We start from the raw sequence: 21,765 nt of genomic DNA, 5'->3' as shown, positions 1-21,765 counted from the left end.
TACCGCTACTTTTATTTGTGTTAAAATAGGAAGAATGAGAAACAATAAGCATATGAATGAAAAGACAGGTGTGGTGAAGATGAAACCTTTTATATATGATTTGAATTTGGAAGACCTGCAAGATTGGGCGAAGGAAAACGGCGAGCCCGCGTTCCGCGCCGGCCAGATTTTTGACTGGCTCTACGTCAAACGGGTCAACAGCTTTGACGAAATGACGAACCTCTCCAAGGAGCTCCGCAAAAAGCTGGACGACCAGTTCCAGTTTGTGACGCTGCAGGAAATTACGAAGCTGGAATCCAAGGACGGAACCGTCAAGTTTCTGTTCGGCCTGCATGACGACCATGCGATTGAAACGGTCATCATGAAGCATAGCTACGGCAACAGCATCTGTGTCACGACCCAGGTCGGCTGCCGTATCGGCTGCACCTTTTGCGCCTCGACGCTGGGCGGTCTGAAGCGGAACCTGACGGCCGGGGAGATCGTGGCCCAGGTGGTGCAGGCCCAGAAGATTCTGGACGAGAAAGGGGAACGCGTCAGCAGCATCGTCATCATGGGCTCGGGCGAGCCTTTTGAAAACTATGAAGCGACGATGAAGTTCCTGCGTATTATGATTCATGAAAAAGGATTGAACATCGGGCAGCGGCATATTACCGTCTCCACGAGCGGCATCGTGCCGAACATTTATAAATTTGCAAACGAGGACACCCAGATCAATCTGGCGATTTCCATTCACGCGCCAAACGATGTGCTCCGCTCGAAGCTGATGCCCGTGAACCGCCGTTATCCGTTCGAGGATGTTATGGAATCCCTTCGCTATTACCTGGCCAAAACAGGCCGGCGGATTACGTTTGAGTACGCGCTGATCGGCGGCGTTAACGACCGTCCGGAGCATGCCCAGGAGCTGGCGAACGTGCTCAAGGATATGCTGTGCCACGTCAACCTGATTCCGGTCAATCACGTACCGGAGCGGAAGTATGTCAGAACGTCCCGTAACGATATATTCCAGTTTCAACGGGTTCTCGCCGATAGCGGCGTGAACGTGACGATCCGCCGCGAGCAGGGCCACGATATCGCGGCTGCCTGCGGACAGCTGCGGGCCAAGCACATGGAGTTGAGGTGAGAGGAATTTGATCAAAACTGTTCATGTCAGTAACGTTGGCCGGGTCCGCTCGGTCAATGAAGACTCGGTATGGGTCGGCCAGCTTCCGCAGGGCTATACCCTCGGGATCGTCGCTGACGGCATGGGAGGACATCAGGCGGGCGATACGGCCAGCCGGCTGGCCGTCGAAACCATGACGGGCGACCTGTCCTCGCTAGAATCCGGCATTTCGCCGGAAGGCCTGAAGGCCGCGCTTAGCGACGCCATCCTGCACGCCAATGATGTGATTTATACCGAGGCCTCCAAACACGAGGAATTTTACAATATGGGAACGACGGTCGTGGCCCTGCTCCTGAGCGGGGAATCCGGCTACATTGGACATATCGGCGACAGCCGGGCTTACAAGGTTGCCGGCGGCGAGGTCGTCCAATTAACGGAAGACCATAAACTGGTGTATGAATTGTACAAACGCGGACAAATCAGCCTGGAGAATATGAAAGTCCATCCGATGCGCAATGCGATTACGCGCGCGCTTGGAACGGACGCCGACGTGTCCGTGGACCTGTATCCCATCAGCCTCTCCCCCGGAGAGGTGCTGCTCTTGTGCAGCGACGGCTTAAGCGATCTGGTCAGCTCCGAGCACATCGGGCAAATATCCGGAAACCGCGAGCTGCCGCTGGAAGAAAGAGCGGACCGTTTACTTCAACTGGCACTTCTCGCCGGAGGCGATGACAACATTACCGTCGCCCTGTTCGAACTTCAAGACGAAGTCGCCGGGCAAAGCATAAAGGAGTGGGATTCATGATCGGACACGAATTGGGCGGTCGTTATGAGGTGATCGAGCGGATCGGTGGCGGCGGAATGGCACTCGTATACAAAGCTCATGATATTTTATTGGGCAGGAACGTAGCCATTAAGGTGCTGCGCCAACAGTTTGTGCACGATGAGGAATTTATTCGCCGTTTCCGCCGGGAGGCACAGTCAGCGGCTTCGCTATCGCATTCGAACGTGGTCAGCATTTATGATGTGGGCCAGGAAGACGACATTCATTATATCGTTATGGAATACGTCGAGGGGCATAATCTCGACGAGATCATCAAGGAGCGGGCTCCCCTGCAGGTGGACGAAGCGGTGCGAATCGCCTCACAGATTTGCGACGCGCTGGATCATGCGCATCAGAATCAAATCATCCACCGGGATATCAAGCCGCATAACATTATGATCGGCCGCAACGGCCGGGTAAAGGTAACGGATTTCGGGATTGCCCGTGCCGTTACGTCGACGACAATTACGCAGACGGGTTCGGTGGTCGGATCGGTTCATTATTTTTCTCCGGAGCATGCCAAGGGCGTGGTGACCGGGGAAAAGTCGGATTTATATTCTCTTGGTATCGTACTGTACCAGATGCTGACCGCACGTCTGCCGTTTTTGGGGGAGAGCCCGATCAGCGTGGCGCTTAAGCATCTTCAAGAGGAGTTCGAGGAGCCGCGTGAGGTGAATCCTCTCATTCCGCAGAGCGTCGAGAACATCATTTTGAAATCGATGCGCAAAAATCCGCAGGAGCGTTACCAGTCTGCCAAGGAAATGCTTCAGGACCTGGAGACCTGCCTGCTGCCGGAGCGCCGGAATGAGCCGAAGATCGAGTTTGACGATATGGACGATGAGGATCGGACCCGCGTCATTCCGGCCATCAAGCCCCAGCCGCGCTCCATTTCGAGAGCGAAAGCGCAGGCCGTGGAGGACGATGACGAGGCGGACGAGCCGGTGGTCGCCAAAGGCAAGCCAAAGAAGAAAAAGTCGGGCAGGGCGGCGCTGTGGATCAGCTTGACCCTGGTCGTTCTATTGGCTTTGGGCGGTGTGGTGTGGTACGTCAACCAGAAGCTGGTCGTGCCGAACGTCACCGTGCCGAACGTCATTAACATGACTGAGGAACAGGCGCGCAAGGCTCTCAGCGATCAGGGGCTGGAGGTGGATGACCCTGTCATCCGTAAATACAACAAGGACTTCGGCGAAGGAATCGTCTATGAGCAGAGCAGGCCGGAGGGAACGGTCGTCAAAGAAGGCGCGGCGATTCAGCTGACGGTGAGCACGGAGAAGCCGAAGGTGCCAATGCCTGACGTGAAGGGTTCTACGTTTGACGATGCGAGAAAAGCGCTGATTGATAAAGGGGTCAAAGAGAATAACATTAAGCAGAAACCGGAGTTCAGCGACAACGTTGAAAAGGGATTGATCATCAGTTCTGACCCTGGAGCTAACGAAGAAATCGATGTGGATAACCAGGAGATTACACTGACGGTCAGCCAAGGCCCAGAAACCGTAAAAATGCCCGATTTGATCGGCAAGACACTGCAGGAGGCACAGGATCTTCTAACGCAGAAGAAGCTGAAGCTGCTGCGGGTCGTCGAGGAAGATAGCTATACGGTGGAAAAAGGGAAAGTCATCAAGCAGTTCCCGTTTGACCCGAATATGCCGGCCACGCCGAATGCCGAAATCACGCTCACGATAAGCAAAGGCTACCCGGCGGATGCCCTGAACTATACGCTGAACCTGCCTGTGGCTCCGGTTGAGGAAGGCAAAAATACGAAAATCCAGATCAAATACTCGGACGCCCATACCGAAGGCAAAACGGTCGATTGGGGAACGAAGACGGTCCAAACGACGCAGGTGCTTCCGATCGATCTGGTGGTCGATCCGAACAGGGACGCTGTCGTCACGGTGCTTCGCGACGGACAGGTGTTCGATACGTATTCGGTTCGGTATACCGATGTACGAAATGGAACTGTTCCGCCGATCGAGCTCCCGGCCATGGGAAGCGAGGATCCCGGTGATCCGGGCCATGAGGGTGATCCCGGTGATCAGGGAGATTCCGGCAACGGGGATGATCCAGGATCAGACGAGACCGGATTTCTGAACGACCACCCGGGGAAGGGCAAAGGTAAGGACAAGGGTAAGGGGCCCGACACCGAAAACGTCATTTACAGATAACCAACGTGCATCCGGATATATTGAATAGATGTCAAAGTTAGTTAACTTTTAACAAATCATATTATCTCCGGCTCCTGCCTCACCGGCAGAAGCCGGAAAGAAAGAGAGGCCTTGCAATGTATGCCTGATGGAGTAATCGTGAAAGCTCTGAGCGGATACTACTATGTCAAACCGCTGGAGAACGGAAAAGCCGTAGGAAGCGCCGAAGCCGTACAGTGCCGTGCGCGGGGGATCTTCAAGAAGAGAGGCACCTCTCCGCTTGTCGGGGATCATGTGGTGTACTCCCTTACCGAGAACGGTGAGGGGATGGTGGATGAGATCAAGCCCCGCCGATCCGAACTGATCCGCCCGCCCGTTGCCAATGCGGAGCTTGCGGTCCTGCTGTTTTCCGTTCGTGAACCGGACCTCAACCTGTCCCTGCTTGACAAATTTCTGGTCCATATTGAGCATTCCGGCCTGGAGACGATCATTTGTCTCACCAAACAGGATCTGCTTGCCGCGGATACGGATGCCCAGGACCCGGTAATGGCCGTCAAGGAGCTCTATGAGCGGATCGGTTATGAGGTTCTGGTTACGAGTTCACGTTCCGGCCTGGGAAGCAGCGAGCTGAAGGAACGCCTTACGGACGTCATCAGCGTGTTTTCGGGCCAATCGGGCGTCGGCAAGTCCTCGCTTCTGAACCGGCTCGTTCCCGGACTTTCCCTCGAGACGAGCGCCATCAGCATGAGACTGGGGCGGGGAAAGCATACGACGCGCCATGTGGAGCTGATCGAGCTCGATAACGGCGGGTTTGTCGCCGATACGCCGGGGTTCAGCCAGCTCGATTTTCTGGAGCTCGGCGTCGAGGAATTGTCCACCTGCTTCCGGGAATTCGCGCCTTACGCGGAGCTATGCAAATTCCGCGGCTGCAGCCATACGCACGAACCGGGCTGCAAAGTCATTGAGGCGAAGGAGAGCGGGGATATCGCATTAAGCCGCTACGAGCATTATGTGCAGTTTTATACGGAAATGAAAGAAAAGAAGCGGAGGTATTAACACGATGATTAAAATCGCACCATCGATATTGTCGGCGGACTTCGCCAAACTGGGTCAGGAGGTTGCCGAAGCGGAGAAGTCCGGAGCCGACTGGATTCATGTGGACGTCATGGACGGGCACTTTGTGCCGAATATTACACTGGGGGCGCCGATCGTCAGCGCTATTGCCCCCCACACGACCCTGCCGCTGGATGTGCATCTGATGATCGAGAATCCGGAGCGGTACATCCCGGATTTCGCCAAGGCGGGAGCGGCTTTCATTACAGTGCATGCGGAAGCCTGCACGCATTTGCACCGCGTTGTGCATATGATTAAAGAGCTGGGCGTAAAGGCGGGGGTTGCCCTGAATCCGGGTACACCGGCGTCTGCGATCAGCGAAGTGCTGGAGGATCTGGACCTGGTGCTGGTCATGACCGTTAACCCCGGCTTCGGCGGACAGGCGTTCATTCCGCGCACCGTTCACAAAATCCGCCAAATCCGCCAGCGGCTCAACGAACTGTCGCTGTTTAACGTCCATATCGAAGTGGACGGCGGCATTACGTCCGAGACGGCGCCGCTGGTAACCGAGGCGGGTGCCGACGTGCTGGTGGCGGGAAGCGCCGTGTACGCACAGCCCGACAGAGCCGCTGCCATTTCGGCCATTCGCCGCAGCGTCGGGGGAAAATAATTTCATGAAATTCAAAGACGCGCTGTATCTGACTTTGGCCAGTATCGGAACAGGCCTGTTACTCGGTATATTTTCCATTCTGAAATCGCCGTTTAATGCCATCGCCTCGCTGATCGCGGTGGTGCTGGCCATTTATTATTTCCGGAAAAACGAACGCAAGGGATTAAGGATCGGCTACGTCATCTTTTCGATCCTATACTACCTGCTGTTTATCTTTATGCTGTCGGTCTACCAATTTTATCAATTGTCTCCGGCTTCAGCTTGAGGCTTAAGGCATAGGGCGTGCTCTTTGAGCATACATATGGTTACATGAGTCAAGGTTCTCATGTAACCTTTTTTTTGTTCCGTCTTAACATTGATCTGGTTCAGGGCATACCATACCGTGATGACATGAGAATGATGGGGAGGGTGAGATATGAAATTTTATACGTTTAAGCTGCCAAAGTTTTTGGGAGGATTCGTGAAGGCTCTTTTAAACACGTTTCACAAAAGCTGATCTTGATACCCTTTGGTATGCCGCTTGCACAACCGTAAACGGCTTCGCCTTATTGAAGATCATAGAACATACAAGGTTCAGCGGAGCTGAACGAATCTATGATCGCAAGAAAAACTTCTGCTTCGCGGTCTGTCTTCCCATGAGAGCGCATCAATAGACGTTTTTCTTACAGGCGGAGCTCACGTTTCGCGGATGAAATATAAGGCCGGTATAAGAACACAGGCGGATTGACCCTTATATTTCAAAAAAAACCTCTGACAGATGCCAGCGGCATGGCTGCCAACTGATACCGGCCAAAGGCATTAAAAAAGCACCTGCTGGAAACTAGGTGCTTTTTGCTTATATGTCATTACTAAACGCGGGTAACTTTACCTGCTTTCAACGCGCGAGTGCTTACATAAACGCGCTTCGGTTTGCCGTCAACGAGGATACGAACCTTTTGAACGTTTACACCCCAAGAACGACGGTTACGGTTGTTAGCGTGGGATACGTGGTTACCGCTGCCTGGTTTTTTGCCAGTCACATAACATTTGCGAGACATAGATTACACCTCCTTAGCTCCAAACACCTGCATAAAACAATACTTGTATATTTTATCATAGCAAAAAATGCTTCGTCAACCGCCTGCAAAAACATTTATTTCTGGGGTGTCTTATAGTACAATGTTGATTAGCCCATACTATTTTGAGATGGGATCAATTAACATTTATTTTTTTGAATAGGATTATCCGAAAATTGGACGAATGGCGAAACGAAAACGTGCATTGATTCGTATTTATAAGGACGCCAATGGCTTAGGGATCAAGCTAGGAAGGGGATTTATCATTGAGTAAGCGTTCTTTGAATGGAACTGATTTTACCGCTATGGTTCTGGCTGGGGCGGAACAATTGCAGCAGCATGCCGAGCATGTCAATTCATTGAATGTGTTTCCGGTACCTGATGGTGATACGGGCACGAACATGAATCTGACGATGGGTGCCGGTGTCGCTGAACTGAAGAGAAACAATTCGAATTCGATCGGGCACAGCGCAGGCGTGCTGTCCAAGGGACTGCTCATGGGCGCGCGGGGGAACTCCGGCGTGATTACCTCCCAATTGTTCCGGGGCTTTGGACGCTACGCCGCAACCTATGATGAACTGAATGCGGTTCAGTTCGCGCAGGCGCTGCAGACCGGAGTTGACGCAGCTTACAAGGCGGTGGTCAAGCCGGTGGAGGGCACGATCCTGACGGTTGCGAAGGAAGCCGCGAAGCATGCGGTATTTTTGGCACGGCGCACACCGGATATTACGGAGCTCATGGAACAGGTGCTCGCCAAAGCAAAAGAAACGTTAGCCCAGACTCCGGAGATGCTCCCTGTCCTGAAGCAGGTGGGGGTTGTCGATTCGGGGGGACAAGGTCTGGTTTATATTTACGAGGGATTTTTGCAATATTTGCACAGCGTCAGCGAAGGCGGCTATGACTACCAGTCCTTTGCGGCACCGAGTGCGGTACAGCCGGTCCAGGATCAACCGGCGGCAGCAAGAACCCAGATAAAGCCAGCGCCCGTGGCGACAGAAGTCCCGGATATTGCGCAGTCCCGCCTGGAAACGGAAGACATCGAATTTTTATATGATATGGAATTTTTTATTAACCGGAAGTTAGGGGATGCGGCAGGTACGCATTTCGACGAGGATCAATTCAGGAAAGCGTTGTCAATGAACGGGGATTCGATTATCGTCATTGCCGATGACGAGATCATCAAGGTTCACGTGCATTCCAAAGCACCGGGCGAGGTGCTGAATTTGGCGCTGCGTTACGGCGAAATTACCCAGATTCATATTCTGAATATGCGCGAGCAGCACCGGGATCTGCTGTCGGCCGGGATGGACATCGCGCCGATGCCGGAGGTTTTTGCCGATATTCCGGTCGAATCGATGGACCATACGCCGGAAGAGGCGCCCGCCGAGCCGCCGGCCGATGAACTGGCACCTTACGGGTTTATCGCTGTGGCCTCCGGACAGGGCATTGCGGATATTTTCAAGAGCCTGGGCGTCGATGTCGTCCTCTCGGGCGGCCAGACGATGAATCCGAGCACGGAGGACTTTGTGAACGCGATCGCGTCCATTTCCGCGCACCATATTTACATTTTGCCGAACAACTCCAATATCGTGCTGGCTGCCCAGCAGGCGGGAGAACTGCTTGAGGGCGAACGCAGCGTGAAGGTCATTCCGAGCAAGACGGTGCCCCAGGGCATTGCCGCGGCATTCGCCTTTTCGGAGGAGGATTCCGAGGAGACGAATACGAGCAGCATGCTGGAAGCGATCGGCCGGATCAAGTCGGGTCAAGTGACCTACGCCGTGCGCGACTCGCAAATCGATCAGCTGGATATTAAAGCCGGCCAGTTTATCGGCATCGAAAATTCGAAGATCGTGACGGCTGCTGAAGGCCTTCTGCCTGCATGTCAGGAGCTTCTGACCAAGATGCTGGAGAACGGGGACGAAATTGTGACCATTCTCGCCGGGGAAGAGGCGAACCCGGAAATGACGGGCGAGTTGGCCGCGTGGCTGGCAGAGCAGTACCCGGATGCGGAAATTGAAGTGCATCAGGGCGGACAGCCGCTGTACTATTACATTTTTTCAGTGGAATCTTGAAGAGCAGCCTTGGGACCGAAAATCGAAGTTTGAATGAAAATGAAGGAGGCCCCATTCGATGACCAAACCGGTAATTGTAACGGACAGTACGGCCGATATACCCGAGGATATCGCGAAGCAGCATGACATTCACGTCGTTCCGCTCCGGCTGATGTTCGGCGAGGATACCTTTGAAGACGGCGTGGATATTTCCGCCGAGGTGTTCTACAAACGGCTTGTCCAGTCCGAGCAGCTTCCGACCACGTCGCAGGCTTCTCCAGCAGATTATATGCAGGTTTATCAAGAAATTATGAATGAATATCCGGGATCTCCAATTATTTCCATTCATATTTCCTCCGGGCTGAGCGGCACGTATCAATCGGCCACGATTGCCAAGTCCATGCTGGAGGGCGACCCGGATATTACGATCGTCGATTCCAAATCGGCGTCCTACGGATTCGGCCTGCTGGTCGTGCATGCAGCCAGACTGGCTGCCGAAGGCAAAACTGCAGAGGAGATCGTGCGTTCCGTTGAAGAGGTGCGCAGGCAGCGCAAGCTGTATTTTCTCGTGGACACGCTGGAATATTTGCAAAAGGGAGGACGAATCGGCAAGGCGGCGGCCATGATCGGCAACCTGCTGAACATCAAGCCGATTCTGTCCATTGACGAAGAAGGCATTATTTATGCGGTGGAGAAGGTCAGAGGCCGCAAGAAGGCGCTGGCCCGGATCCTGGAGCGTTTTCGGGAGGATTTGGGCGGCGTTCAAAACATCAATGTGGCAGTGGGCCATACGGCCGACCCGGCTTCAGCCGAGCCCGTGCTTGAGGATCTGTCGCGGGACTTCCGGCTGCAGGAGGTCGTTCTGACGAACATCGGACCGGTCGTCGGAACCCATGTCGGGCCCGGGACGCTGGCCGTGTTTATATGGCCCGCTTAAATGAGGGATAACCATGAGTCTGAGTCTTGAACAAATATCGGTACGGCAGGTCCGCGGCGTGAGCGCCCTCAAGGAAGGGGAGCTTCACGCCTTTGGCATCTTTACGGTGAAGGATTTGCTGGAATATTATCCGTTCCGGTACGAGGATTACCGGCTCCGTTCGCTGCAGGACGTGAAGGACGGGGACAAAATTACGATCCAGGCGAAGGTGATGGGCGTTCCCGTACTGCAGCGGTATGGGCGAAAGTCCCGCCTCAGCTGCAAAATGATGGCTGAGGAGTGGATGTTCACCGCCACCTGGTTCAATCGGCATTTTCTGAAGGATCAGCTGACCTCCGGGCGCGAAATCGTGCTCGTCGGCAAATGGGACCAGCGCCGTATGCAGCTGACTGTGTCGGAGTCGGAGTTTCCGGACCAGGGGGCATGGCGCAGCGGTACGGTGCAGCCGGTCTATTCGGTCGGGGGCAAAATTACGCAGACCTGGATGCGCAAAACGATGACCCAGGCGCTCGAGCAGTACGGGGAAATGATCCCGGAAATTTTGCCGGAGGAACTGCTGCGGAAGTACCATCTGATGCCGCGGAAAAAGGCGATCGCCACGATCCATCAGCCCCAGGATACCGGGGAAGGGCAGCAGGGTCGCGAGCGGATGGTCTATGAGGAGCTGTTTCTGTTTCAGCTGAAAATGCAGGCGTTCCGCGCCCTGAACCGGGAGCGGATGGACGGCGTCGTCCATACGGTGGACAACAAAACGATGCGCGAGTTCGTGCGCAGCCTGCCGTTCGAGCTCACCGATGCGCAGAAGAAGGTCGAGCTCGAAATTTTGCAGGACATGCGCTCGCCGCACTGCATGAACCGGCTGCTGCAGGGAGACGTCGGCTCCGGCAAAACGGTGCTGGCGGCGATCGCCTTGTACGCGTCGGTGCGTTCGGGCTATCAGGGCGCGCTGATGGTGCCGACCGAAATTTTGGCCGAGCAGCATACGCGCTCGCTGCAGAAGCTGTTTGAGCCGTTCGGCATCACCGTCGGCCTGCTGACAGGCAGCGTTACGGGGCGCAAGCGCAAGGACCTGCTCGCCTCGCTGCAGATGGGCTTGACCGACATCGTCGTCGGAACGCACGCCCTGATCCAGGAGGACGTGTTTTTCCGCAAGCTGGGCGTCGTGGTCACCGACGAGCAGCACCGGTTCGGCGTCAACCAGCGCGGCATTCTGCGGCGCAAGGGGTATAATCCGGACGTGCTGACGATGACCGCGACGCCGATCCCGCGGACGCTGGCGATTACAGCGTTCGGCGACATGGACGTGTCCACGCTGTCGGAGCGCCCGAAAGGACGGATCCCGATCACGACGTACTGGGTCAAGCACAATATGCTCGACCGGGTGCTGGGCTTCATCGCCCGAGAGGTGGACCAGGGGCGCCAGGCGTACCTGATCTGTCCGCTGATCGAGGAGTCGGACAAGCTGGACGTGCAGAACGCGATCGATCTGCATGTCCAGATGCAGCAGGCGTTCCCTTCCTACAAGGTGGGCCTGCTGCACGGCCGTATGACGCCGGCCGAGAAGGAGGAAGTGATGCGGGCCTTCTACGAAAACGAGGTGCAGCTGCTCGTCTCGACCACCGTCGTCGAGGTCGGGGTGGACGTGCCGAACGCGACGCTGATGGTCATTATGGACGCGGACCGTTTTGGCCTGTCGCAGCTGCATCAGCTTCGGGGCCGTGTCGGACGCGGTGAGCACGCTTCCTACTGCGTGCTGATCGCCGATCCGAAGTCGGAGGTCGGGCAGGAGCGCATGAACGTCATGACCGAGACCGACGACGGCTTTGAGGTATCCCGGCGCGACCTGGACCTTCGCGGACCGGGCGATTTCTTCGGTACGAAGCAGAGCGGTCTGCCCGAGTTCCGCCTGGCGGACATGGTGAGCGACTTTGCCGTGCTGGAGCAGGCGAGGGATGACGCCGCCCGGCTGGTGGCGGATCCCGCGTTCTGGACCTCCCCGGCGTACGGGCCGCTGCGGGACTATCTGCAGCAGGAGCAGATTTTTCAAGGAGATTTGGTCGATTAGGTCAGTGGACAACCCCTCCCGTCATATACTTAGTTGGACTGCATTAGACGGGAGGTGCCAATATGGGTTATCAGCAGTACGGAATCAGCCCCCAATTGGTCGCACGGATCAAGCTGAAGATGAAAAATCCGGCCACCAAGGAGCGCATTAAAAAATTGATCGAAGGCGTAAACAAACAGGACCTGCAGGATCCGGCCAGGGTACAGCGGCTGGTCAAGTCGGCATCGTCCATCCTGAACGAGAAGCTGACCGGCGCCGAGGAAGGACAAATCGTCCGGTTTGTGATCGCCCAAAAGATCGATCCCAACAATACGTTCCACCTGATCAAGTTGTGGGGAATGTTCCGCTAAAAAAGCATACAAGCGCTTAGAATGCAGCCCTCCGGGAGAAACCCGGGGGGCTCTTTTTGTATTCAAAGCAGGCAGCAGCGAGACCTGCCCGAACTTCTTGACGTATAGGCTGTCAGGTGATTTGCGGATTCTCTTCCTTTGAAGATCATTGCAGCGGTTGTGATGGAAACCGCGAGGTTCGTCCTAGTCATTTGGTCGCAATATGACGTCTGATGTCAGATATTGCGTTTGAAACAGAGAAATTTTGGGTAACTGATTCGAAGTGGTCTTCTTTATTGCATCCACAATATTCATAATTGGAGGGATCATGTTGCCAGGACTGAAATTGGGGAAGAGCAGCAAGCCGGCCCGGTCGAAAGAACCGGATGAATCCCGGCGGAAATTTTTGAAAGCCTCGGGAATGACGCTTGGCGGTCTGGTCGTCGGCGGCGTGTTCGGGGGCGTCCTGACGGACAGTCTGGAGAAAAATCAGGCCCCCAAGACGGCGCCTACGGGCAGCAAGCCTGAGACTTCGCTGCAGGATGCGCTGATGTTCTTTAACCAGGAGCAGTTTAAAATGACCGAAGCGGCGGCCGAAAGGATTTATCCCGAAGATGAGAACGGTCCCGGTGCCAAGGCGCTGGGCGTCGCCTTTTTTATTGATCATCAGCTCGCAGGCCCATGGGGGTATAACGCGCGGGACTATATGATGGGTCCTTTTGTCCAGGCCCAGGCAACGCAGGGGGAGCAGTCACGGCTGAAGCGCAACGAGATGTTCACGCTGGGCCTGGAGGGACTGAAGAGCTACTGCCAGCAAAAGCACCAAAAGGCTTTTACGGAGCTTGAGGGCCAGCAGCAGGACGAAGTGCTGACCGCCATGGAGAAAGGGGACAAATTCCCCATGCGCGGGGTGACGAGCAGCAGCTTCTTCAACATGCTGAAAAATTTGACGATCGAGGGCGTATACGCCGATCCGCTCTATGGCGGCAACCGGAATATGAACGGGTGGAAGATGCGGAATTTTCCGGGCAACCAGATGAGCTACGCCCAGCAGATTACGAAGGAAGGGCTGGTCCAGATCCAGCCGAAAAGCCTGCAGGCTCACATGAGCGAATAAATTTCACAGATATAAGGGGACATCAGAATTGGCCAAATTACCTAAAGTACCAGTGGTTATTGTTGGAATGGGCTGGGTCGGCGGCATCATTGCGGCCGAGCTGACCAAAGCGGGCGTCCAGGTCGTCGGACTGGAGCGCGGAAAAAGCCGGAGTACGGAAGATTATTTCATGGATCATGATGAGCTGCGGTATGCGCGGCGTTTTGAACTGATGCAGGACTTGTCCAAGGAAACGATCACGTTCCGCAATGCGGAATCGATGAGGGCACTGCCGATGCGCAGCTATGGCTCCTTCCTGCTGGGGGACGGGCTCGGCGGCGCCGGATCGCATTGGAACGGGCAGACGCACCGCTTCCTGCCGTATGACTTTGAGATTTACAGCAAGACGGTCGATCGGTATGGAAAAGGCAAAATTCCCGCCGGCATGCAGCTGCAGGACTGGGGAATCACGTATGATGAAATCGAGCCGTATTACGACAAGTTCGAGCAGATGGCCGGCATTTCCGGGGAATCGGAAGCGAACCCGATGCTTGGCAAACGGTCCCATCCGTTTCCGACTCCGCCGATGAAAAAAACGCCGATCCTGCAAAGGTTCGAGGAGGCTTCGAAAAAGCTCGGGTACCATCCGTACATGATCCCTTCGGCCAACCTGAGCGAGAACTACAAAAACCCGGACGGCGTCTCCCGTGCGGCCTGCCAGTACTGCGGATTTTGCGAGCGGTTCGGCTGCGAGTACGGCGCCAAGGCGGATCCGGTCGTGACTGTGATCCCGACGGCGATGGCCACCGGCAAGCTGGAGGTGCGCACGTTCTCGAACGTGACCGAAATTCTCCATGACGGCAAAAAGGCGACCGGGGTAGTGTACATCAACACGGTGACCGGGGAAGAGGTGACCCAGCCGGCGGACGTGGTCATTCTCGGCAGCTTCGTGCTGAATAACGTGCGCCTGCTGCTGAGCTCCAAGCTCGGAACGCCCTATGACCGGAAAACCGGCCGGGGAACGATCGGCCGGAATTATGCGTATCAGGTCAACTCCGGGCACGCGGTCGGCTTTTACGATGATGAGGAATTCAGCACGTTCATGGGCGCCGGAGCGCTGGGGATGGAGTTCGACGACTTCAACGGGGACAACTTTGACCACTCCGATTTGAAGTTTCTGCACGGGGCGGGCATCCGGATCAGCCAGAACGGCCTGCGCCCGATCGAAAACAACCCGGCGCCGCAGGGCACGCCGACCTGGGGCAAGGAATGGAAGAAGACCACGCTGAAGTACGCCAACCGCGTGCTGACCGTAGCGACGCAGGGGGCAAGCTTGCCCTGGAAGCACCACTATTTGGATCTCGATCCGACCTATAAGGATATTTACGGCAAACCGCTGCTGCGGATTACGTTTGATTTCGAAGATCAGGACCGTGAGCTGACGAAGTTTCTGGCAGACAAGGCCGGTGAGGTCATGAAGGAGATGGGTCCTTCCCATGTGGAGATCAAGGACAAGCTAGATCCTTACAATATCGTTCCTTACCAATCCACCCACAATACCGGCGGGGTCATTATGGGCGCGGACCCGGAAACGTCGGCGGTGAACAGTTACCTGCAGATGTGGGAAGCGGAAAACGTATTTGTGGTAGGTGCTTCGGCATTTCCGCATAACAGCGGCTACAATCCGACCGATACCGTCGGCGCGCTTGCCTACCGGGCGGCGGAAGGGATCCAGAAGTATTTGAAACAGGGAGGCATGCTTGTCTGAACAGGCAGTGCTTTCGGGCTACTGCGTGACGGTCATGCGACTTCAAAATGGAAAAGGAGGGATCGGCCATGCTTTCGACGATCGGAATACCGGGGCTGCTGCTGTTGCTGCTGCTCGTCCTGCTGCTGTTCGGGCCGTCCAAGCTGCCGCAGCTCGGCAAGGCGGTGGGAACGACGCTTCACGAATTCCGTAGCTCCGCGCGGCATCTGACGGAAGAGGATGAGGAGAAGCAAGATGCGGGGCGCCGCCAGGAAGGATAACAGAACAACCATACTTATTTATTTCAAATGGAGGGATTTAACATGAAAAAATGGATGCTGATGGGACTTACACTGCTGCTGGTTTTTGTGCTTAGCGCCTGCGGAAGCAGCGGCGGAAGCGGGAGCGGCTCGTCGGATGAGTCTTCGTCTTCCGGCGGCTCGGACGGCGTGAAGGAAATCAAGGTGACGGCGTCAAACTTTAAGTTTGAGCCATCCGAGATCAAGGTCAAAAAGGGCGAAAAAGTCAAAATTACGCTGGAGAACAAAGATGGAAACCACGGTCTGGCCATTCCCGATTTCAACGTGGACCTGCAGAAGCCAAGCTCTGCAGAGTTTACCGCCGATCAAGCAGGTGAGCATGAGTTCCACTGCTCCGTCATGTGCGGTGCCGGCCACAGCGATATGAAGGGGACTCTGATTGTTGAATAAATTGACTTGGCAGATGATGGAGCACCGGACTGCCTTCTGACGAAACAGGAGGCAGAACCCAGAAAGCGCCGCCCAGCCGGACCGTAAAGGTTCGTGCAAGGCGGCGCTTTTTTTGCATATAAACGGTTACGCGCCTTCCGGCACCCGTTCGATGCAATCGGGCGTATCGTTTTTAACCGAATTGACCGTCCTTGAGACCGGGTAAGCTTCCATTTCCTCGGCAGGATAGGGCACGAGCAGCTTCTGCAGGGCGTTTACGTCCGTCTGCCCGCGGTCCAGCCAGGCCATTTCGTCCTCCGGGCGCAAAATGACGGGCATCCGGTCATGGATCGGCGCCATCAGTGCATTGGGCCCGGAAGTGATGACCGTGCAGGTGCTCAGCTTGCTGCCGTCCTCCTGCAGCCAGGTGTCGTAGAGGCCGGCCATGCTGAAGATTCCCCCGCCCCGGAGGGTGATCCGGTAAGGGACTTTGCCGCTGTCGGTTTTCATCCATTCATAAAATCCGTCGGCGGGGATCAGGCACCGCTTCCTCGCAAAAGGCAGCTTATAGGCCGGCTTGTCCGCCAGCGTTTCGCTTCTGGCGTTGATCATCTTGCTCCCCATGCTGCTGTCCTTGGCCCAGGACGGGACCAGCCCCCATTTAAGCTGACCGGCGCGAAGGCTGCTTCCATCGTGAATGACGGCCAGTACGTTCTGCGCCGGAGCGATATTGTAACGGGGATGAAAGTTCAGCGCAAGCTCGAGCTCGTAGCGCAGCATCAATTCTTCCATCGACACGGTCAGTGTATAACGGCCGCACATCAGGCACTCCCCCTTTTGTGGAATGATCGTTGTAAACAGTGTACCGCGGGATGCCGGTTTACGCCAGCCTGTCTGCCAGCAGCAAGGGAAGGCTGTCAAAAAATACATTTGCATAGAGAACATGTGTTTGGTATATAATACGAATATACGTTCGCTTACCGAGTGAGCATGCTTCGTGGAGAGGGAAGCAGCCCGGATCGTTTTTTTCGACGAGCGGTCTTTAGGGAGCTAGAGCTTCTCGGAGCTGCCCGGCCCAAACCGGTTTAACGAAATGCCAAAGTGGATGTGGAGGGTGTGTGCGCTTGAGCAGATCAAAGGAGAGAATTATATTTTTGGCCGATTGTCAGAGCTTTTATGCAAGCGTAGAGAAAGCGGATCATCCGGAGTATAAAGACAGGCCGCTCGCCGTTGCCGGAGACCCGATGCGCAGATCGGGCATCATTCTGGCCGCCTGCCCGATCGCCAAGAGCTACGGGGTATCGACCGCCGAACGGCTGGGGGAGGCGCTCAAGAAGTGCCCGGATCTCGTCATTATGCGTCCAAGAATGCAGCATTATATCGATGTCTCGCTTCAGATTACCCGGATTTACGAGGAATATACCGATCTGGTCGAGATATTCAGCATCGACGAGCAGTTTCTGGACGTGACCGGCAGCCTGGCTCTCTTCGGCGACCCCGTGAGCATTGCCAAGTCGATCCAGCAGAAGGTGATGGAGGAGACGGGAGTCTGGGTGCGGGTCGGCATCAGCTCGAACAAAATTTTGGCTAAAATCGCCACCGACATTTGGGCGAAGAAGAACAAGGAAGGCATTTTTATACTGCCCAAAGCCGACATCGAGAAGAATCTGTGGCCGCAGCCGGTCCATAAAATGTTTGGAGTGGGCTCGCGCATGACGGCCCATTTTGCCAAGCTCGGCATGACGACGATCGGGGATGTGGCGAGAACGCCTCTTCCCCAGCTGAAGGATAAATTCCGGGCGCGGTTCGGCAAGCAGTCGGATATCCAGGCCGAAGTGATGTGGCGCACCGCCAACGGCATGGACGACAGCAAGGTGACCCCGGAAACGTTCGACAAGCCTCCCAAATCGGTCGGGCATATGATGACGCTGCCCCGGGACTACGCCATCCCCAAGGAGGTCGACACGATCCTGCTGGAGCTGACGGAAGAAGTATGCCGCGACTGCCGCCGGAAGGGATACATGGGCTCGGTCGTCACGGTCAGCTGCATGTGCAGCCCTTATGACGCGCCGACAGGCTTTTCCCGGCAAATGAAGATGCCGGATCCCACGAACAACACGAACAAGGTGTATGAAGCCGTAAAAGCGATTTTTTATAAGCACTGGGACCGCATGCCCGTTAGGCGCGCCGGGGTCATGCTGAGCGAGCTCAGCGACGACCGGAATTACCAGCTGACGCTGTTTGAAGACCAGGAGCGGCTGCGGGCTCTGGAAAAGGCGACGGACCATATCAAGCAGCGGTACGGCAGCATGGCGATCGTAAGAGCCTCTTCCCTTACGGGCGCCGGCCAGGCGGCGGAGCGGTCCATGAAAATCGGGGGGCATTATAAATGAGCAAGAAGCTTGAGAATAACGGGATTTGGGAATCCAGCCGCATGATGCTGCCACAGCACCGGGAGGAACTGCTGAAGAGGCGCTCGCAGCAGGCGGAGGAACACCGGCCGCCCCGCAGGGAGGACCTGGAGCTGATGCGGGACAGAATCCTGCTCCCGGTCATGATATCGATTGTGAAGAAGCGGATCCAGGCGATCGAGGCGTCAAGCGAGGCCTTGAAGCACCTTTATTCGAAGGTGGCCCAGGTCCTGTTGCAGGACATCCAGAAGGATTTGTCCAAAGTAGAACAAACCTTCCTCGATGAGCGCATCGATCTGACCCAGGAGGGAAAGGACACCCAGATGATCTGGTACCGGTATTCGTTTCATGGGTATGAGGATACCTTCACGATCACGCGGGATTATATGCGCACGGAGGTCAGCGTAAGAATCGGACGGTACTCGGACCGGCTGATTACGGCATTGTACGCCCGTCTGCAGGATCATAAGCAGAAGTAACCGAATGGAGCCCGTTGTCTTGTCTGGGAGACAACGGGCTTTTGGCGTGTCGTACCTGGAGGAGATCAGGATCGGCGGACATCCAGGCGCTATGGCCATAACGATGGATAGGAAGCGTGCAGCAGAAATTACCAGGTTCAGCCGCCGAGATCCAGGGTAGGTATGGGAGTGGAACGCCCAGGAACGGAATGGGGCCTGTTTCCTATTTTGGAAATCCGGGGGATCATACGTTTTGCAATTCGGCGGGAAAAAGGACGCCAATGGTAAATTTCAACAAATTGCGATTTTAAAAAAAGCCCCCATAGCGATTGATTTTTGAAAAACCTGCCCGATGATCCTAGTCAAAAAGGAGCGGGGGAACGGGGAGGAAGGACCACAAAAATGAACGAAAAGTCTGGTAATAGAAATCCAGTAAATGGAATGATTTGGTGAAAAAAAGACAGGAGGTCCTACCCGGGACCACGTCCTCATTTTTGTAGTTTGACATAAATTGGCAAACGTTGATGTGACGCGGTTTTTCGCTGTCGCTTTATCGGACTATGGTATCAATTTTGTAATCTTTATGGATAAAGCTGTTAAAAAGACCACAACTTTAGCAATTTTGAGGCGTATAAATGTCCAGTTAACCTGTCGGCTCAAGGCTTGGTTTACGTTTCTTTGTCATTCGTAACGGGGCCGGCTGACAGGGGATGGCAGGGCTCTATGGTCCGCACGAGGGAGTGGCGGGCTAGGTCGGCGGGGTGGGAAATTTCCAACTACTAGCCTAGTTTACAGATCGGGGCCGAATAGTTAAAAATTAGATTTAGGCGAAGGCCAAGCCCCGGACCGATGAGGCAAAAATCGAAAACGAGGTGGGAACGAAGAGGCGATGATCAGACGTAAAACACTATTTATTTGGATCACGGCGGCTGCGGTTCTCATAGCCGGAGGCGGGGCGGCGGGACTGATGTTGAAGAACCCGACGGCTGCGGCCTACAAAGATCCGGACGGTACGAGATTTACGTTTAAAACCCAGGGGGACCGTTTCCTGAAGTACGAGAAGGACGGGACATGGAAAGAGATATTCGTTAAAGGCGTTAATCTTGGCGCCACGGTGCCGGGACATTTTCCGGGGGAGCTGCCGGCGACCGAGGAAGATTATCTGCGCTGGTTTAAAGAAATTGACGACATGGGCGCTAACGTCATACGGGTCTATACGATTCACCAGCCCGTATTCTATCAGGCTCTCGTCAAGTACAACAAAGACAAGGGGGACGACCCTCTGTATTTTATGCAGGGGATCTGGTCGCCTGAAGAACAGCTGATCGAGCAGCAGGACGCCTATTCGGGGGATATTACGAAACAGTTCAAAGAGGAAATCAAGAAAGCGGTGGCCGCGGTATACGGCGATGTCACGATCCCGCAGAAGCAGGGTGCGGCAAGCGGGGAGTACAAGGCGAATGCCGGCAAGTACTTGATGGCATGGCATCTTGGAACCGAATGGGACCCGGGTATGGTCAAAAATACGAACAAGGTGCACAGCGACGTGAAGGCCTATCAGGGCAAGTATTTTTCGGGTACAAAAGATGCGGCTCCGTTCGAAAACTGGCTGGCCAGCTTGCTTGACTATACGGCCGAGCAGGAGGAGCATTACGGTTGGGAGCATCCCGTGACTTTCACCAACTGGGTCACGACCGATGTGCTCAGCCACCCTGGCGAACCGCTGTTCGAGGAAGACATGGCGAGCGTTGATGCCCGGCATGTTCAGCCTACCGGCTGGAAAGGCGGTTATTTCGCGGCCTATCACGTCTATCCGTATTACCCGGACTTTTTCCGGACGGATTCGACGCTCCAGACGATCAAGGACGACCAGGGGAACTACAATACCTACAAAGCTTATCTCCGTCAGCTAAAGGCCAAGTATAAGGACATGCCGCTGATGGTCACGGAGTACGGTGTTCCTTCTTCTGTCGGCGTGTCGCATTTTGGCGCCGGAGGGCGCGATCAGGGCGGCCATAACGAACAGGAGCAGGGAGAGATCGATGCATCCCTGACCAAAGACATTCACGACGAAGGCTACGCTGGCGCCATCCTGTTCATGTGGCAGGACGAATGGTTCAAGAAAACCTGGAACACGATGCCGATGGAACTGCCTGAAGACCGGAGGTCCTATTGGATCAACGTTCTGACCAATGAGAAAATGTTCGGCCTGCTCGGCATGCTGCCGGGCAAGGAGAAGCTGATTACGATTGACGGTAATCTCGCCGACTGGGACAGGCTCCCGGAAGGGGAAGTACAGCACTGGCAGGGCAAGATCCCGGGAGTCCAGGATATGAAAATTACGCATGATGAGGGCTACCTGTACATCGGCATGAAGCTGGATCATCCATTTGATCCGGCCAAGTCGAAGCTCTACATCGGTGCCGACACGATCACAGGCGGCAACCAGCCGTCCGCGAAGCAGCTTCCCGGGAGGAAGCTGGAAGGCGGGGCGCCCGAGACGCTGATCGAAATTGGCAAGGACGAGGAGTCCCAGGTGGAAATCGCGGCCGATTATGATTTTCACCAGCGGCTGTACGGCAAAGACGGTTATTGGATGCTGCCCGAGGCCGAGGCTGGAAACACGGCGCCGTTCCATCCCTGGAAGCTGGCGATCAGCCTGCTCATGAATCCGCCGGATACGCGCTTTTCGCATCCGTTCATCGACAAGACGATGGGTACGCTGAAAAGAGGGACGACGGACCGCAGCAAGGAGACGTTCGACTCGCTGACTTCTTGGCAGTACAGCGGTGATTCGATAGAGATGCGAATCCCGTGGATGCTGCTGGGCTTCTCGGATCCGAGCTCCCTTCAGGTCATCGACTACGGTCCGCTGAAGGAACGGAGTTACTTCGGCACGACCACAACCGACGGGATACGGCTTATTCCGTGGATCGTCCAGCGTGACGGAAGCGGCGTGTCCTGGCCCGGAGGAGACCAGAAGACGCTGAACGTGCAAAGCCTGCCGCTGTATACCTGGAAGCAGTGGGACACGGTGCAGTACAGTGAACAGTTGAAGCAGAGCTATTACATCATGAAGGATGCTTTTACGAAAATTTCCGGCCCTAAAGAGAAAAAGGAGTAGGAGAATTGACTTTCTAA

The 21,765-nt window shown here is 55.3% G+C and carries 20 protein-coding genes; 18 read left to right on the top strand and 2 right to left on the bottom strand.

Annotated features, from left to right (window positions below; all coding sequences use genetic code 11):
• Positions 1 to 79 precede the first annotated feature (79 nt).
• The 7 genes from rlmN to spoVM all read left to right on the top strand — a co-directional run bounded on the left by rlmN (position 80) and on the right by spoVM (position 6,282).
• On the top strand, positions 80 to 1,120 hold the full coding sequence (gene rlmN, locus ABIE48_RS20820; RefSeq protein WP_076170163.1) for a dual-specificity RNA methyltransferase RlmN: 1,041 nt from the start codon (positions 80 to 82) through the stop codon (positions 1,118 to 1,120).
• 7 nt (positions 1,121 to 1,127) lie between these two features.
• Entirely contained in the window at positions 1,128 to 1,904 is a 777-nt protein-coding gene (locus ABIE48_RS20815; protein WP_076169939.1) for a Stp1/IreP family PP2C-type Ser/Thr phosphatase, read from the top strand.
• Positions 1,901 to 4,084: a Stk1 family PASTA domain-containing Ser/Thr kinase gene (gene pknB / locus ABIE48_RS20810; RefSeq protein WP_192715658.1), complete on the top strand. Its 2,184-nt coding sequence runs from the start codon at positions 1,901 to 1,903 to the stop codon at positions 4,082 to 4,084. Before ABIE48_RS20815 ends, pknB begins: the two co-directional genes overlap by 4 nt.
• A gap of 120 nt (positions 4,085 to 4,204) precedes the next feature.
• Positions 4,205 to 5,119, top strand: coding sequence for a ribosome small subunit-dependent GTPase A (gene rsgA / locus ABIE48_RS20805; RefSeq protein ID WP_192715657.1), 915 nt, complete (start codon positions 4,205 to 4,207; stop codon positions 5,117 to 5,119).
• A 4-nt stretch (positions 5,120 to 5,123) separates the two neighbouring features.
• On the top strand, positions 5,124 to 5,786 hold the full coding sequence (gene rpe / locus ABIE48_RS20800; RefSeq protein WP_089548135.1) for a ribulose-phosphate 3-epimerase: 663 nt from the start codon (positions 5,124 to 5,126) through the stop codon (positions 5,784 to 5,786).
• A gap of 4 nt (positions 5,787 to 5,790) precedes the next feature.
• Complete coding sequence (locus ABIE48_RS20795; RefSeq protein WP_076169943.1) at positions 5,791 to 6,051, top strand: hypothetical protein; 261 nt, start codon at positions 5,791 to 5,793, stop codon at positions 6,049 to 6,051.
• A 150-nt stretch (positions 6,052 to 6,201) separates the two neighbouring features.
• Positions 6,202 to 6,282, top strand: a complete 81-nt coding sequence (gene spoVM, locus ABIE48_RS20790; protein WP_036707696.1) for a stage V sporulation protein SpoVM — start codon at positions 6,202 to 6,204, stop codon at positions 6,280 to 6,282.
• A gap of 352 nt (positions 6,283 to 6,634) precedes the next feature.
• Here the strand turns inward: spoVM and rpmB are convergent, their stop codons facing one another.
• The gene (gene rpmB / locus ABIE48_RS20785) at positions 6,635 to 6,823 is read right to left on the bottom strand and encodes a 50S ribosomal protein L28 (RefSeq protein ID WP_047910965.1); all 189 of its coding nucleotides are present in this window, start codon (positions 6,821 to 6,823) and stop codon (positions 6,635 to 6,637) included.
• Positions 6,824 to 7,107: 284 nt separating this feature from the next.
• On the opposite strand from rpmB, the gene ABIE48_RS20780 reads away from it, so the two are divergent.
• The 8 genes from ABIE48_RS20780 to ABIE48_RS20745 all read left to right on the top strand — a co-directional run bounded on the left by ABIE48_RS20780 (position 7,108) and on the right by ABIE48_RS20745 (position 15,776).
• The gene (locus tag ABIE48_RS20780; RefSeq protein WP_192715656.1) at positions 7,108 to 8,913 is read left to right on the top strand and encodes a DAK2 domain-containing protein; all 1,806 of its coding nucleotides are present in this window, start codon (positions 7,108 to 7,110) and stop codon (positions 8,911 to 8,913) included.
• 58 nt (positions 8,914 to 8,971) lie between these two features.
• Positions 8,972 to 9,829, top strand: coding sequence for a DegV family protein (locus ABIE48_RS20775; protein ID WP_192715655.1), 858 nt, complete (start codon positions 8,972 to 8,974; stop codon positions 9,827 to 9,829).
• 13 nt (positions 9,830 to 9,842) lie between these two features.
• A complete protein-coding gene (gene recG / locus ABIE48_RS20770) occupies positions 9,843 to 11,894 on the top strand; it encodes an ATP-dependent DNA helicase RecG (RefSeq protein WP_089548132.1) in 2,052 nt (683 codons plus the stop codon).
• Positions 11,895 to 11,956: 62 nt separating this feature from the next.
• A complete protein-coding gene (locus tag ABIE48_RS20765; RefSeq protein WP_076169947.1) occupies positions 11,957 to 12,244 on the top strand; it encodes a stage VI sporulation protein F in 288 nt (95 codons plus the stop codon).
• A 310-nt stretch (positions 12,245 to 12,554) separates the two neighbouring features.
• Positions 12,555 to 13,340 (top strand): gluconate 2-dehydrogenase subunit 3 family protein, encoded by a 786-nt coding sequence (locus ABIE48_RS20760; RefSeq protein ID WP_260869335.1) that lies wholly within the window; start codon positions 12,555 to 12,557, stop codon positions 13,338 to 13,340.
• A gap of 67 nt (positions 13,341 to 13,407) precedes the next feature.
• Positions 13,408 to 15,087, top strand: coding sequence for a GMC family oxidoreductase (locus ABIE48_RS20755; RefSeq protein WP_192715861.1), 1,680 nt, complete (start codon positions 13,408 to 13,410; stop codon positions 15,085 to 15,087).
• Between the two features lie 68 nt (positions 15,088 to 15,155).
• Positions 15,156 to 15,347 (top strand): twin-arginine translocase TatA/TatE family subunit, encoded by a 192-nt coding sequence (gene tatA, locus ABIE48_RS20750; protein ID WP_105444599.1) that lies wholly within the window; start codon positions 15,156 to 15,158, stop codon positions 15,345 to 15,347.
• A 42-nt stretch (positions 15,348 to 15,389) separates the two neighbouring features.
• Positions 15,390 to 15,776 (top strand): cupredoxin domain-containing protein, encoded by a 387-nt coding sequence (locus tag ABIE48_RS20745; protein ID WP_076169951.1) that lies wholly within the window; start codon positions 15,390 to 15,392, stop codon positions 15,774 to 15,776.
• Positions 15,777 to 15,902: 126 nt separating this feature from the next.
• Here ABIE48_RS20745 and ABIE48_RS20740 read toward each other — a convergent pair whose 3' ends face one another.
• Positions 15,903 to 16,577, bottom strand: coding sequence for an SOS response-associated peptidase (locus ABIE48_RS20740; RefSeq protein ID WP_105444601.1), 675 nt, complete (start codon positions 16,575 to 16,577; stop codon positions 15,903 to 15,905).
• Between the two features lie 302 nt (positions 16,578 to 16,879).
• Here ABIE48_RS20740 and ABIE48_RS20735 point away from each other — a divergent pair, with 302 nt between their 5' ends.
• From ABIE48_RS20735 to ABIE48_RS20725, 3 genes are all read left to right on the top strand, one after another.
• Positions 16,880 to 18,148, top strand: coding sequence for a DNA polymerase IV (locus ABIE48_RS20735; protein WP_089548129.1), 1,269 nt, complete (start codon positions 16,880 to 16,882; stop codon positions 18,146 to 18,148).
• A complete protein-coding gene (locus ABIE48_RS20730) occupies positions 18,145 to 18,645 on the top strand; it encodes a YhjD family protein (RefSeq protein WP_145023740.1) in 501 nt (166 codons plus the stop codon). Before ABIE48_RS20735 ends, ABIE48_RS20730 begins: the two co-directional genes overlap by 4 nt.
• Positions 18,646 to 19,513: 868 nt before the next feature.
• The gene (locus ABIE48_RS20725) at positions 19,514 to 21,748 is read left to right on the top strand and encodes a hypothetical protein (RefSeq protein WP_483312661.1); all 2,235 of its coding nucleotides are present in this window, start codon (positions 19,514 to 19,516) and stop codon (positions 21,746 to 21,748) included.
• Positions 21,749 to 21,765: the final 17 nt, after the last annotated feature.

This window comes from Paenibacillus sp. OAE614, from assembly GCF_040546645.1.
Classification (GTDB): Bacteria; Bacillota; Bacilli; order Paenibacillales; family Paenibacillaceae; genus Paenibacillus_AQ; species Paenibacillus_AQ favisporus.
Note: the sequence above shows the minus strand (reverse complement) of the source record. Positions and strands in the feature narration are given on the sequence as shown.